Raw genomic sequence first — 12,852 nt, forward strand, 5'->3', positions numbered from 1 at the left:
CCCCCTGTCATAAAGAGAATTTATTTGCCTGCGGCCTTGAGTTTGGCGGCCTGGGTAAGTATGATTACGCGTCAATTTTTCAGCCGCAATTCAAACACGTTCCTTGCTTCCATGGGCCGCGGCTGACCCTGACAGGAGGCTGAATAATCCGTAAGGAGCAATTCGATGCGTCATTACGAAATCGTTTTTATGGTCCATCCTGACCAGAGCGAACAGGTTCCGGGCATGATCGAACGTTACACTGGTGCAATCACTGCAGCAGCAGGTACGATCCACCGTCTGGAAGACTGGGGCCGCCGTCAGCTGGCTTACCCGATCAACAAACTGCACAAAGCTCACTACGTTCTGCTGAACGTTGAAGCTCCGCAGGAAGCGATCGATGAGCTGGAAACTAACTTCCGCTTCAACGACGCCGTTATCCGCAGCATGGTTATGCGCGTTAAGCACGCGGTTACCGAAGCATCTCCAATGGTTAAAGCGAAAGACGAGCGCCGTGAGCGTCGCGATGATTTCGCTAACGAAACCGCTGATGATGCAGATGCTGGGGATTCTGAAGAGTAATTCTGATGATGGCCAACCGCCTGGCGTTGTCTGGCACAGTGTGCAAGACGCCCCTTCGCAAGGTCAGCCCCTCAGGAATTCCTCACTGCCAGTTCGTGCTTGAGCACCGTTCTGTGCAAGAGGAAGCCGGTCTTAACCGGCAGGCATGGTGCCGAATGCCAGTGATTGTTAGCGGGCACGCGAACCAGGCCATTACTCACAGTATAACGGTCGGTACGCAAATCACGGTTCATGGGTTCATTACTTGTCATCAGATGAAAAATGGCCTGAACAAAGTGGTCTTGCATGCCGAGCAGATTGAATTGATAGATTCTGGAGACTAGCCATATGGCACGTTATTTCCGTCGTCGCAAGTTCTGCCGTTTCACCGCGGAAGGCGTTCAAGAGATCGACTATAAAGATATCGCTACGCTGAAAAACTACATCACCGAAAGCGGTAAGATTGTCCCAAGCCGTATCACCGGTACCCGTGCAAAATACCAGCGTCAGCTGGCTCGCGCTATCAAACGCGCTCGCTACCTGTCTCTGCTGCCGTACACTGATCGTCATCAGTAATCGGTCACGGTCCATTAATACGACTTTGAGAGGATAAGGTAATGCAAGTTATTCTGCTTGATAAAGTAGCAAACCTGGGTAGCCTGGGTGATCAGGTTAACGTTAAAGCGGGCTATGCTCGTAACTTCCTGGTACCACAGGGTAAAGCTGTTCCTGCTACCAAGAAAAACGTTGAGTTCTTCGAAGCACGCCGTGCAGAACTGGAAGCTAAACTGGCTGACGTTCTGGCTGCTGCTGCAGCTCGCGCTGAGAAAATCAACGCACTGGAAACCGTAACCATCGCGTCCAAAGCTGGCGACGAAGGTAAACTGTTCGGTTCCATCGGTACTCGCGACATCGCTGACGCTGTAACTGCAGCTGGCGTTGCTGTTGCTAAGAGCGAAGTTCGCCTGCCGAACGGCGTTCTGCGCACCACCGGTGAGCACGAAGTGGACTTCCAGGTTCACAGCGAAGTATTCGCTAAACTGACTGTAAACGTTGTAGCTGAATAAGTTTTTATTCACTGCTCGTAAAAACGCCAGCCTCGTGCTGGCGTTTTGCTTTTCTGAGGCCGGACGCGTTTACTGCGCGCGAATAAAGCTGCCGTTCGGCTGGCGGGTAAACAGCACCTGCTGATCGTTGCCGATATCGATGGTTAAGCCCGTCACCACCCCGTTGGCATTCTGCCTGATCTGCACCATTTGCCCGGTCTGTAGGTTGCTCAGCGGCTTGCTGTCACCTTCTACCTGCGCCATCGCGTAAACGTCCGCTGGCGGTAAATTATGATCGCGGAACAGCTGGGCCATCGTCTGGCCGGCCGCTACGCGATAGGAGCGCCACTGCTGCTCAATATCATTGTTGTCATGGGGAACGGAAGCCTGGGGTTGCTCCTCCACGCGTGGAGGTTCAACCGGTGTCGCTGGAACATTGCTATTGGTTGAAGGCGTCAGTTCAGCCTGCATCGGTGACTGAGATTGTACGGAGAGCTGTGCATCGCGTGAGACCGGGCGACTATCGTTATCTGCCCCTGGCAGGAGAAAGCCGAGAATGACGCACGCGAAGCCAAGGATAATGCCTCGGCGGTGCAGGGGAGGTAACGGATCCAACAAGCGGATATGCTCAGGTGCATGCCAAATCCGCGTAAGCCATGGTTTAACAGCGAATTGCATGGGCAACCCTCCTCAAAAGAATACTTTCCAGTATAGACTCGTCCTGCTTCAAGCTGCCGGTATTGGCTGCAACTCGAATTATTTAGAGTGTAAACGCTAACTGTTTGATGCCTGTGGCAATCCCGGTTTCCGTGACGGTGAACCGCAGTTTTGCGCCCGCTTAAGCTATTGTTCCCGTTTCGTTTGCATTTGTCACCTTTCCTCCAATGTCATTTACCCTGTGGATTGACGCTGTTATGCTTCGGGCTTGCTTTTAAACATCATGAAAGGAAAATCCATGACAACCCCTTCTTTTGACAGCGTCGAAGCACAAGCAAGTTACGGTATTGGTCTGCAGGTAGGCCAGCAGCTGAGCGAGTCCGGCCTGCAAGGTTTACTGCCAGAAGCGCTGGTCGCTGGCCTCCGTGACGCGCTGGAAGGGAATGCCCCTGCCGTGCCTGTTGACGTTGTACACCGCGCTCTGCGTGAAGTTCACGAACGTGCGGACGAAGTGCGTCGCGAACGTCAGAAAGAGCTGGCGGTAGAAGGCCAGAAATACCTGGCTGAGAACGCAGAAAAAGAAGGCGTGAGCAGCACCGAATCTGGCCTGCAATTCCGCGTTATCACTCAGGGTACTGGCCCAATTCCTGCCCGGAAAGATCACGTTCGCGTGCATTACACCGGTAAGCTGATCGACGGCACCGTTTTCGATAGCTCCGTCCAGCGTGGCGAACCGGCAGAGTTCCCGGTAAGCGGCGTTATTGCTGGCTGGATCGAAGCGCTGACCCTGATGCCGGTTGGCTCCAAATGGGAACTGACCATTCCGCACAACCTCGCTTACGGTGAGCGCGGTGCCGGTGCTTCTATCCCACCATTCAGCACCCTGGTGTTTGAAGTCGAGCTGCTGGAAATTCTGTAAAGCGCTCAGAACCCCGCCAGGTGCGGGGTTTTGCATTGCCTAATAATAAACTAGCGTGATTTTATCTTGCATTAACCTGTTTTACGGGTATTTTTGTGAGCCATATCGCGCAGTGAATGCGATTTCACACTCAAATTAAACAAAAAATTAACATTACCCTTGTGCTTATTATTTATCCCACCGATTCTTACCTCGTATCACACAAAACAACATCACGTAAAAACAGTTCACGGGCCAGTAGAGCCTGAAAAAACAGACAGGTACAGGAAAATACAAACATGGTAGATCAGGTCAAAGTCGCGGACGACGCTCAGGCGCCGACCGAGCAGTCGCTGCGGCGTAATTTAACAAACCGCCATATTCAGCTTATTGCCATTGGGGGTGCCATCGGCACCGGCTTGTTCATGGGGTCAGGGAAAACCATCAGCCTTGCGGGGCCGTCCATCATCTTCGTCTACATGATCATCGGCTTTATGCTGTTCTTCGTGATGCGTGCGATGGGCGAGCTGCTGCTATCGAATCTGGAATATAAATCGTTCAGCGATTTTGCCGCAGATTTGCTGGGGCCGTGGGCGGGATATTTCACCGGTTGGACGTATTGGTTCTGCTGGGTGGTGACCGGTATGGCGGACGTCGTGGCGATAACCGCCTACGCCCAGTTCTGGTTCCCCGGGCTTTCCGACTGGGTCGCCTCGCTGGCCGTTGTGCTGGTGCTGCTGAGCCTGAACCTGGCCACCGTGAAAATGTTCGGTGAGATGGAGTTCTGGTTCGCGATGATCAAAATCGTCGCTATTGTGGCGCTGATCGTCATCGGCCTGGTGATGGTGTTGACTAGCTTCCATTCCCCGTCTGGCGTTGAGGCCTCCTTCAACAACCTCTGGAACGACGGCGGCTGGTTCCCGAAAGGCATCAGCGGCTTCTTTGCCGGGTTCCAGATAGCGGTCTTTGCCTTCGTGGGCATTGAGCTGGTGGGCACCACGGCCGCTGAAACCAAAGATCCTGAAAAATCACTGCCGCGGGCGATTAACTCGATCCCGGTGCGTATCATTATGTTCTACGTCTTGTCGCTGATCATCATCATGTCGGTGACGCCGTGGAGCTCCGTGGTGCCGAACAAGAGTCCGTTCGTTGAGCTCTTCATGCTGGTCGGCCTGCCGGCTGCGGCAAGTATCATCAACTTTGTGGTGCTGACTTCTGCGGCTTCCTCCGCGAACAGCGGCGTGTTCTCCACCAGCCGTATGCTGTTCGGCCTGGCGCAGGACGGCGTGGCGCCTAAAGCGTTCGCTAAGCTTTCCAAACGTGCGGTACCGGCGAAAGGGTTAACCTTCTCCTGTATCTGTCTGCTGGGCGGCGTGGTAATGCTTTACGTGAACCCGAACGTGATTGCGGCTTTTACTATGATCACCACGGTTTCCGCGATTCTGTTCATGTTCGTCTGGACCATCATTCTTTGCTCGTATCTGGTGTACCGCAAACAGCGTCCTCATCTGCACGAGAAGTCCATCTATAAGATGCCGCTGGGCAAGCTGATGTGCTGGGTGTGCATGGCGTTCTTCGTCTTTGTGATTGTCCTGCTGACGCTGGAAGATGATACCCGTCAGGCGCTGATCGTGACGCCGCTGTGGTTCATTGTGCTGGGGGCTGGTTGGCTGTTCATCGGTAAGAAACGTCTGGCAAATATCGGTAAGTAAGCGCGCAGTATAAATGTTAAAAAACCTCTCCTTTTCTGGAGAGGTTTTTTTGTAAGGCGAACTACTTATTTTTCCCCGCTCAACGCGCGTGGAAACAGAACGTTATTCTCCAGACTGATGTGGTTCATCAGGTCTTCAATCAGTTCATTAATCCCGTTATACATCGCTTTCCACGTCGTGCAGGCTTCCGGCGGAGGCGTGACGTTATTGGTGGTGTGCTTAATCACCTCCAGCAGTTCGCCCGCATCATCATGCTCGCTTTCCATCACGCTAATCGGGCCGCCGGCCTGAGTGCCCATGCCTTGTTTAATCATCGGGAACAGGATTTGTTCCTCTTTCATCATGTGGCTGCTCAGTTCCTGATGCAGCATGGTGAGGTATTTCGCCAGCCCTTTCGGCACGTTGGGCTTATCGGCATGGACGCGCTCGACTTTGGTTGCCTGCAGAATCAGCTCCGGCAACTGCTCACGGTGGCGGTCGTGGAAGCGCACAATAATGTGGTCGATGATTTCTGCCAGCGGCGCAGCGCGCCAGTCTTTTTCTACCGGCTCTTCGGATAATGCGGTCAGCTGAGCTTCGATAGCGTCCAGATCCAATTCCTTACGCGTTGCCGCGCGCAGCAGCGTCTGTTTCCCGCCGCAGCAAAAATCCAAATCCAGTTTACGAAACAGCGCGGAAGCGCGTGGAATAGTCAGCGCCAGTTCACCTAAAGGTTGATCGCGGTAGGCCATAGCTTGATTCCTCATCATGAAATATAAGATGCATTTTAAATGCATCTTTATGTGGGCACTATAACCCTTTCGGGGCAGCGATCATAGCGAGATGTGGATCACAAAAAATGTTTTCTGCTTAACATACTGAATGATTACAAAAAATCCCCAAAAATGGTGGTTTATTGATGGACGAAGCATAAATAACCAGGAGGTACTGCCGATAGTTAGACGTCGGACAATATCTGCATAATAAAAGGCTATACATGTTTAAAAGAATGAAAGTTATCACCTTACTGGTTACCGTGTTAATTGTGCTGGGGCTCATGCAGCTGCTCTCAGCCACGGTTTTCATCAATGCCCTCAATAACGATAAGAACAACTTCACCGTCTCCCAACTCTCCAGCCAGAACGTGGCTGAATTTACCGATGCCTGGATCGGCCTCAACCAGGCCCGTGTCACGCTGAACCGCGGCATGCTGCGTATTCAGGGCAGCATGGCGAATCAGATCAACGGCGGGCAGCTCCAGGAGTTAGTCGCCACGGCTAATTCACTGCTGGCGGAAGCGCAAAGCCATTTCGAAAAGTATCAGGCGTTACCCGATACCCCAGGTTTACGTCCACACCTGAGCGATGAGCTGGAAGCGCAATACCATAACTACGCTTCAACGCTAGCCAAAATGAACACCTTCCTGGCCGAGGGCAACCTCGAGCAAATGTTCAAGCAGAATGCGGAACAAAAGCAGGTGGCGATGCAGAAGGTCTACCGCGAATGGCGCGATGAGCAGGCCGAGCTGTCCAGCCAGGGCGTGCGCGATAATCAGGCCGACTACCAGCGGATTCTGTGGATCCTCGGCGTCGTCATGCTTGGCGTCATCGGCGTGATTGTGGTGAGCTGGGTCGCGATGCGTCGCGTCCTGCTGATGCCGCTGCGTGAAGTGATGGATCATATTCGTGCCATTGCCGCAGGTGACCTGACCAGGCCTATTGAGGCCGAAGGCAAAAACGAAATGGCCCTGCTGGCTAATAGCGTGAAAGAGATGCAAACCGCCCTGGCAAATACCGTCAGCGTAGTGCGCGACGGGGCCGACACCATTTATACCGGCGCCGGTGAAATCTCTGCCGGCAGCAACGATCTCTCTTCCCGTACCGAACAGCAGGCGGCTTCGCTGGAAGAAACGGCGGCCAGCATGGAACAGCTGACGGCGACGGTGAAGCAAAACGCCGACAACGCACGGCAGGCTTCTCGTCTTGCGCTGGACGCTTCCACGACCGCGAAAAAAGGCGGCAATGTGGTCGAAGGCGTGGTGCGGACGATGGATGAAATTGCCACCAGCTCAAGCAAAATCGCCCAAATCACCAGCGTGATTGACGGTATTGCTTTCCAGACTAACATCCTGGCGCTTAACGCTGCGGTAGAAGCGGCCAGAGCGGGTGAGCAGGGGCGTGGGTTCGCCGTGGTCGCGGGTGAAGTGCGGACGCTTGCCCAGCGCAGTGCCCAGGCGGCAAAAGAGATTAAAGCGCTGATCGATGATTCCGGCGAGCGCGTTAACGCAGGCTCAGATCTGGTGAATGAAGCCGGTAAAACGATGGCGGAAATCGTCAGTGCCGTAACCCGGGTTACCGATATTATGGGTGAAATTGCGTCCGCGTCGGACGAGCAAAGCCGGGGTATCGACCAGGTTGGGCAGGCCGTGGCGGAGATGGACCGCGTGACCCAGCAGAATGCCTCGCTGGTCGAAGAGTCCGCGGCCGCAGCGGCTGCGCTTGAAGAGCAGGCTTCGCGCCTTAATGAAGCGGTAGCGGTGTTTAAAATCAGCCGTCGTGCGCCGAGTCTCGTAAAAGCAGCTCAAGTAAAAACGCCGCAATTAAAAGCCAAACAGGTGATGCCGGTTTCGGATGCGAACTGGGAAACCTTCTAAAAAATCCCGGCGATTTTAAGCCGGGATCTTCTTCTCGCAGGCCGGGCTAAACCCCGGCTTTTTTATGCCTCGGAAACCTGAACCACCGTTGCTTTCTCCGGTTTGGAGCGCACCGCGAGCACCACGCCAATCGTCAGGCACAGCACCCCGCCGAGCGTCAGCAGCGGCGGCCAGCTCTGGCGAATCATAAAGGTGTAAGCCAGGCCGGCTAAGGTCTCAAAGACGATCAGCGGGCCGACAATGACCGTCGGCAGGCGCTGGCAGGCGATGTTCCAGCACAGATTACCCAGCCACGAACAGAGAACGGCAATCGCCAGCATCAGGGTGATAAAGACTTCCGGGCGCGGGCCGAAGGGCAGGGTAAAGCCTGAATCATGACTGCCCATCCAAATGCACACGGCGACATAACCGATAAGCGAGAAGGGCAGCGTGGAAAGCCCCTGAACCGTGGCCCACATCATTGGGTTTTTATCCGGATTTTCCCGAAGCCAGCGGGCATTGCGCAGGGCATACCAGGCCCAACAGGCCACCGAAACAAAGGCCAGCAGAATACCGCTGGCGTAGCGCCACCAGCTGAAATCGGCCTGCTCTCCGCGAAGCTCGGCGGTATTTACCATAATTAACCCGGCGGCAATCACCACCAGCGCCGGGGCAAGGCGTCGCCACGGCAGCTTGCCGTCTCTTTTGCTGTATAGCAGGTTAGCAAAAATGGGGATCACCACCGGCAGCGTGCCGATGATCATCGTCGCGATAGGCGCCCCGGTACGCTGAATGGCGCTTGCCAGGCAGACGTAATAAATCAGGTTCCCGACGCTCGAGAGCTTCAGGGCGGTAAACCAGTCCTGGCGGCTCAGCTCGCGCAGGCGCTTACGCCCAAGCCAGGCAATGGGAATCGCAATCAGCCCAAGGGCCAGATAGCGCCCGGTCGACTGCAGGGCAGCCGGATAGTCCGGGACGATAATTGGCCCTACAAAAATTAATCCCCACATCAGCCCCGCCAGCAGGGCGTACAGCACACCACTTAACATCTTTATTTCCTGCAACAACACAATTTAGCGGCAGTGTAGGGGGATCGTACTGTGGCGTATTGTACCAGGTTGCTGTCTTGTTAGCGGGTGACCTGCTTTTGGTAACGCCCGGGAGTAATGCCATAGCGCTGGGCAAAGGCGCGGGTCAGGTGCGCCTGGTCCGTCAGGCCGCTGGCGGCGGCAACCTGGGCCGCGGGCATGCCGTTAGTGAGGAATTGTTTGGCGTGCCACAGGCGAATCGCCATCAGCATCTGATGCGGGGTGACGTGATAACAGGCTTTGAACTGCCTTTGGAAATGGTAAGGACTAAGGGACACCAGCCCCGCTAAATCTTCAAGGGTGATAGTGTGCATATAGTTGTCGTAAAGGTATTCGCGGACGAGGGCGAAGCGGTTCGCCGCCTCGTGAAGCCCTGGAAGATGGCGGGCATAGGGGCGAAATGCCTCAACAAGATTCAGCAACAGCCCCTGCTGAGTGAGCGTATCCTCGGCCTGCCAAAGGCCCGCAATAAATTGCGAAACCTGGCGGGCGCGGGCGGGATCGTGATTCACGGCGGCGTTAAACCACCAGCTTCTCTCCCCGGTCAGCGACTCCAGCAGGTTAGGATCCAGGTAAATCATGCGGTACTGCCAGCCGTCTTCGCTGGCGGCTTCGCCAGTATGCAGCTCATCCGGGTTCATTAGCACCAGCGAGTCCGTGGGGGCAACCAGTTGCTCGCCCCGGTAGCGGAAGCGCTCTGCACCCCAGGTGATGGCCCCGATGCCGAAGGCTTCGTGGGTGTGTGGCTCAAAGGCGTACTTCGCAATATGGGCGTGATAAAGCTCAACGCCCGGCAACTGCGGCAGATGCCGAAACTGGGCGCTGTCTATCTCATCGCTAAACTGCTCGGGAACTCCCTGCACGCTTTCTCTCCACGCGGATTCTCCCGTTATTATAGAGATGTCCGCGTGCAGGGCTAGTTATTAACCACTTTTTAACAATTAAAGGGCGCTTTTCACGCTGTCGCGTAGCGATGTGGTTGGGCGACCGATCAGTTTGCTGAGCTGGTGGCTGTCGTCAAAAAGACCACCTTTTTCTGCTCCAGCATCTGAATTTGCCAGCAGCGCGGCAAAGCCTTCCGGCAGGCCAGCGCCCTGCAGCGCAGCTTTAAAATCGGCCTCGTTCAGGTTCTGATAAACCACGGGCTTGCCGCTTTGCTGGCTGACTTCCGCCGCCAGTTCGGTCAGCGTCCAGCCGCGATCTCCCGCCAGCTCATAAACTTTGCCTGCCTGGTTATCCAGCGTCATCACTTTAGCAGCCGCTGCCGCGTAATCAGCCCGCGTTGCAGAGGCGATTTTGCCTTCTCCGGCGCTGCCGATAAACACGCCGTGCTGAATCGCAGGCGGTACGCTGGCCAGGTAGTTTTCGGTATACCAGCCGTTACGCAGCAGCACGAATGGAACGCCGGAGGCTTTGAGCTGCTGCTCCGTGACAATGTGTTCTTCGGCGAGGGCCAGTGGCGATTTGTCGGCATGCAGCAGGCTGGTATAGGCGATGAGTTTCACGCCTGCCTGTTTAGCTGCGGCAATAATATTGTTGTGCTGAGCGGCGCGCTGGCCAACCTCGCTGGAGGAGATCAGCAGCACTTTTTCCACGCCCGAGAATGCTTTTACCAGGGCTGACACATCCCCGTAATTTGCCTCGCGAACCTGTACGCCACGGCTGGCAAAATCGTCAACTTTGGCCGGGTTACGCACAACGGCCACGATCTCTTCGGCTTTCACGGTTTTCAACAAATCTTCAATAACAAGGCGGCCCAACTGGCCGGATGCGCCGGTAATCGCAATCATGATCAATCTCCTGAGTGATGTTTCGAACAAGTTGTGCCACACTAGCACCATAACTAACTTTTAGTAAGTACGTACAAAAAGGTAAGTGTTAAATGAGTGAAATCATCGAAGCGCCCATGACGCTGAGCGAGCAGCTGCGCAACGGCAATCTGTTTAGCGACAAATGCCCCTCGCGGGATGTGCTGAAACACGTGACCAGCCGCTGGGGTGTCTTAATTTTAGTGGCATTACAGGACGGCACTCATCGTTTTAGCGATTTAAGGCGCAAGATGGGCGGCGTGAGCGAGAAAATGCTGGCGCAGACGCTGCAGTGGCTGGAGGCGGACGGTTTTGTGGATCGCAAATCTTACCCGGTTGTACCGCCGCACGTAGAGTATACGCTGACGCCGATGGGCCACGAAATTGCCGAGAAAGTGGCCGCGCTGGCCGACTGGATCGAGGGGAATTTGCCGCAGGTAATGGCGTCCCGGGAGAAACGGGACGCCTGAGGCACTTACTTGCTTAAATCAAGCTGATAGACAGCAAAACCAATGTCGTCGTTAGCGACTTTTTTCATTGGGTATTGGCCTTTTTCTTTGATAAAGGCGGCGGCTTTGTCGGTCGGCGAGGTTTCAAAGCGGATGTCCAGCGGCTGCTTGCTGGCTATAGGCGCCAGACGCCAGTTGTTGTCCGCCGCAGGATGAATTTCGCCCTGAGCACCGATCCAGTTAGCCAGCACCGAGCGGTTCTCATCCGGGGAAGCAAACGCGATGTGGCTGTCGCCGGTGCCGGCAAACTTGCCGCCGTAAGCGCGGTAGTTATTGGTCGCCACCAGGAAGACGGCATTCGGGTCGATAGGTTTACCCTTGAAGGTGAGGTCTTTGATGCGCTCGGCCTTCGGGTTCACCATCTGGCATTCACCGTCGTAGCGAGCCGGCTGGCTGACGTCTATCTGGTAGTTCACGCCGTCGATGACGTCGAAGTTGTAGGTACGGAAGCCGTCCCAGTTGATCAGTTCCTGAGGCTTAGTGCTGTTCACGTCGATCTGGTTGAACTGCCCGGCGGAACACTCCAGCCACTCTTTAACTTCTTTCCCGGTCGCTTTCACCACCACCAGCGTGTTCGGGTAAAGGTAGAGATCGGCGGCGTTGCGGAAGGTCAGCTGGCCTTTTTCAACTTCAACAAAGCTGGCCGGATCGTTTTTACGCCCGCCCACTTTGAACGGCGCGGCGGCGGAAAGCACCGGCAGATTCGCAAGATCCGGGTCGCCCTGAATGTATTTCTCGACGTAGGCCTTCTGCGCGTTATTCACCACCTGAACGGTGGGATCGTCCTGCACCAGCGCCAGATAGCTGTACATGTTGTCAGCCGATTTACCCACCGGCTTGCTGACAAACTCGCGGGTTGCAGTATGATCGTGCTCAAGCACTTTCTTCAGGTTCTGATCTTCTGCCGCCAGCGATTTTTTGGCTACGCTGTCATAAATTGGCCGCGCTTCCGCCTTGCTGCTGGCGACCTTCCAACTGCCAGAATCGTTGTTCAGCACCAGATCCACCACGCCGAGGTGGTCGCCCCACATGCCCGGCATCACGGCAGGCACGCCGTTCAGGGTGCCTTTTTCAATATCGGCCCCTTTAATATTGGCAAAGTCTTTTCCAGGGAATACGGCATGGGCATGGCCGAACATAATGGCGTCCACGCCTGGTACTTGGCTGAGGTAATAAACGGAGTTTTCTGCCATCGCCTGATAAGGCTCGCTGGACAGCCCCGAGTGGGCAATCACGACGACTACATCAGCGCCCTGTTGGCGCATTTCCGGCACGTATTTTTTGGCGGTTTCGGTAATGTCGTTCACCGTCACTTTGCCGCTCAGGTTGGCTTTATCCCAGCTCATGATTTGCGGCGGCACGAAGCCGATGTAGCCGATGCGCAGCGTCTGGGTTTTACCGTCTTTGTCTTTGACTTCGGTTTCTTTAATCAGGTACGGCGTGAACATTGGCTTCTGGGTTTTCACGTCGATGATATTGGCGTTCACGTACGGGAATTTCGCGCCAGCGAGGGCTTTGTGCAGGAAGTCGAGGCCATAGTTGAATTCGTGGTTGCCCAGGTTGCCGACCGTATAGTCGAGCGTATTCAGCGCTTTATAAACCGGATGAATTTCCCCGGCTTTAAGCCCTTTTGCGGCCGCGTAATCACCGAGCGGGCTGCCCTGAATAATATCGCCGTTATCCACCAGCACGCTGTTAATGACTTCACCGCGCGCGGCATTGATCAAACTTGCTGTGCGTACCAGACCGAACTTCTCTGTCGGCGTATCTTTGTAGTAATCGAAGTCCATCATGTTGCTGTGCAGATCGGTCGTTTCCATGATCCGCAGGTCAACGGTGGCCGCATTGACGCTGGCGGCTATCAGCGTCGCCAGAAGCGTTGCGCTAAACTTAATCATGTTTAAATGTCCTTTTTAGAGGTACGCCACAAAGGGCAATGTATATACAGACTGTTGCTTACAATTTTGTGAAGTCTGCCAGAAT

14 protein-coding genes are annotated in these 12,852 nt (G+C 54.9%); 8 read left to right on the forward strand and 6 right to left on the reverse strand.

The window, feature by feature from the left end:
- Positions 1-165: 165 nt before the first annotated feature.
- The 4 genes from rpsF to rplI are packed head-to-tail and all read left to right on the forward strand — an operon-like array spanning position 166 to position 1,607.
- Positions 166-561: a 30S ribosomal protein S6 gene (rpsF, locus tag A936_RS18345; protein ID WP_008460407.1), complete on the forward strand. Its 396-nt coding sequence runs from the start codon at positions 166-168 to the stop codon at positions 559-561.
- A gap of 8 nt (positions 562-569) precedes the next feature.
- Positions 570-884 (forward strand): primosomal replication protein N, encoded by a 315-nt coding sequence (priB, locus tag A936_RS18350; protein WP_008460409.1) that lies wholly within the window; start codon positions 570-572, stop codon positions 882-884.
- A 4-nt stretch (positions 885-888) separates the two neighbouring features.
- On the forward strand, positions 889-1,116 hold the full coding sequence (gene rpsR / locus A936_RS18355) for a 30S ribosomal protein S18 (protein WP_000135199.1): 228 nt from the start codon (positions 889-891) through the stop codon (positions 1,114-1,116).
- Between the two features lie 41 nt (positions 1,117-1,157).
- Positions 1,158-1,607, forward strand: a complete 450-nt coding sequence (rplI, locus tag A936_RS18360) for a 50S ribosomal protein L9 (protein ID WP_008460412.1) — start codon at positions 1,158-1,160, stop codon at positions 1,605-1,607.
- Positions 1,608-1,676: 69 nt separating this feature from the next.
- Here the strand turns inward: rplI and A936_RS18365 are convergent, their stop codons facing one another.
- Entirely contained in the window at positions 1,677-2,270 is a 594-nt protein-coding gene (locus tag A936_RS18365; protein ID WP_034809886.1) for an OapA family protein, read from the reverse strand.
- A 271-nt stretch (positions 2,271-2,541) separates the two neighbouring features.
- On the opposite strand from A936_RS18365, the gene bamJ reads away from it, so the two are divergent.
- Both bamJ and cycA read left to right on the forward strand, forming a co-directional pair.
- The gene (bamJ, locus tag A936_RS18370; RefSeq protein WP_008460415.1) at positions 2,542-3,162 is read left to right on the forward strand and encodes a BamJ family beta-barrel-assembly machinery protein; all 621 of its coding nucleotides are present in this window, start codon (positions 2,542-2,544) and stop codon (positions 3,160-3,162) included.
- A 278-nt stretch (positions 3,163-3,440) separates the two neighbouring features.
- The gene (cycA, locus tag A936_RS18375; RefSeq protein WP_008460416.1) at positions 3,441-4,853 is read left to right on the forward strand and encodes a D-serine/D-alanine/glycine transporter; all 1,413 of its coding nucleotides are present in this window, start codon (positions 3,441-3,443) and stop codon (positions 4,851-4,853) included.
- Between the two features lie 65 nt (positions 4,854-4,918).
- Here the strand turns inward: cycA and ytfE are convergent, their stop codons facing one another.
- On the reverse strand, positions 4,919-5,584 hold the full coding sequence (gene ytfE / locus A936_RS18380; RefSeq protein WP_008460417.1) for an iron-sulfur cluster repair protein YtfE: 666 nt from the start codon (positions 5,582-5,584) through the stop codon (positions 4,919-4,921).
- 245 nt (positions 5,585-5,829) lie between these two features.
- On the opposite strand from ytfE, the gene A936_RS18385 reads away from it, so the two are divergent.
- Positions 5,830-7,485 carry a methyl-accepting chemotaxis protein gene (locus A936_RS18385; protein WP_008460418.1) on the forward strand — a complete coding sequence of 552 codons (1,656 nt, stop codon included), beginning with the start codon at positions 5,830-5,832 and terminating at the stop codon, positions 7,483-7,485.
- Between the two features lie 62 nt (positions 7,486-7,547).
- Here A936_RS18385 and A936_RS18390 read toward each other — a convergent pair whose 3' ends face one another.
- The 3 genes from A936_RS18390 to A936_RS18400 all read right to left on the reverse strand — a co-directional run bounded on the left by A936_RS18390 (position 7,548) and on the right by A936_RS18400 (position 10,342).
- Entirely contained in the window at positions 7,548-8,513 is a 966-nt protein-coding gene (locus tag A936_RS18390) for a DMT family transporter (protein WP_008460419.1), read from the reverse strand.
- A gap of 80 nt (positions 8,514-8,593) precedes the next feature.
- Positions 8,594-9,415, reverse strand: a complete 822-nt coding sequence (locus A936_RS18395; RefSeq protein ID WP_008460420.1) for an AraC family transcriptional regulator — start codon at positions 9,413-9,415, stop codon at positions 8,594-8,596.
- Positions 9,416-9,493: 78 nt separating this feature from the next.
- Complete coding sequence (locus A936_RS18400) at positions 9,494-10,342, reverse strand: SDR family oxidoreductase (RefSeq protein WP_008460421.1); 849 nt, start codon at positions 10,340-10,342, stop codon at positions 9,494-9,496.
- A gap of 92 nt (positions 10,343-10,434) precedes the next feature.
- Here A936_RS18400 and A936_RS18405 point away from each other — a divergent pair, with 92 nt between their 5' ends.
- Entirely contained in the window at positions 10,435-10,830 is a 396-nt protein-coding gene (locus A936_RS18405) for a winged helix-turn-helix transcriptional regulator (RefSeq protein ID WP_008460422.1), read from the forward strand.
- Positions 10,831-10,835: 5 nt separating this feature from the next.
- Here A936_RS18405 and A936_RS18410 read toward each other — a convergent pair whose 3' ends face one another.
- Positions 10,836-12,767, reverse strand: coding sequence for a bifunctional 2',3'-cyclic-nucleotide 2'-phosphodiesterase/3'-nucleotidase (locus tag A936_RS18410; RefSeq protein WP_008460424.1), 1,932 nt, complete (start codon positions 12,765-12,767; stop codon positions 10,836-10,838).
- Positions 12,768-12,852 lie beyond the last annotated feature (85 nt).

The sequence above is a fragment of the Enterobacter sp. Ag1 genome (assembly GCA_000277545.1).
Lineage (GTDB): Bacteria > Pseudomonadota > Gammaproteobacteria > Enterobacterales > Enterobacteriaceae > Cedecea.

What these genes read in the sequence shown, in the direction of transcription:
- rpsF (WP_008460407.1), top strand. Translation starts at nt 166, where the DNA reads ATGCGTCATTACGAAATCGTTTTTATGGTCCATCCTGACCAGAGCGAA.
- priB (WP_008460409.1), top strand. Translation starts at nt 570, where the DNA reads ATGGCCAACCGCCTGGCGTTGTCTGGCACAGTGTGCAAGACGCCCCTT.
- rpsR (WP_000135199.1), top strand. Translation starts at nt 889, where the DNA reads ATGGCACGTTATTTCCGTCGTCGCAAGTTCTGCCGTTTCACCGCGGAA.
- rplI (WP_008460412.1), top strand. Translation starts at nt 1,158, where the DNA reads ATGCAAGTTATTCTGCTTGATAAAGTAGCAAACCTGGGTAGCCTGGGT.
- bamJ (WP_008460415.1), top strand. Translation starts at nt 2,542, where the DNA reads ATGACAACCCCTTCTTTTGACAGCGTCGAAGCACAAGCAAGTTACGGT.
- cycA (WP_008460416.1), top strand. Translation starts at nt 3,441, where the DNA reads ATGGTAGATCAGGTCAAAGTCGCGGACGACGCTCAGGCGCCGACCGAG.
- ytfE (WP_008460417.1), bottom strand. Translation starts at nt 5,584, where the DNA reads ATGGCCTACCGCGATCAACCTTTAGGTGAACTGGCGCTGACTATTCCA.
- A936_RS18385 (WP_008460418.1), top strand. Translation starts at nt 5,830, where the DNA reads ATGTTTAAAAGAATGAAAGTTATCACCTTACTGGTTACCGTGTTAATT.
- A936_RS18390 (WP_008460419.1), bottom strand. Translation starts at nt 8,513, where the DNA reads ATGTTAAGTGGTGTGCTGTACGCCCTGCTGGCGGGGCTGATGTGGGGA.
- A936_RS18400 (WP_008460421.1), bottom strand. Translation starts at nt 10,342, where the DNA reads ATGATTGCGATTACCGGCGCATCCGGCCAGTTGGGCCGCCTTGTTATT.
- A936_RS18405 (WP_008460422.1), top strand. Translation starts at nt 10,435, where the DNA reads ATGAGTGAAATCATCGAAGCGCCCATGACGCTGAGCGAGCAGCTGCGC.
- A936_RS18410 (WP_008460424.1), bottom strand. Translation starts at nt 12,767, where the DNA reads ATGATTAAGTTTAGCGCAACGCTTCTGGCGACGCTGATAGCCGCCAGC.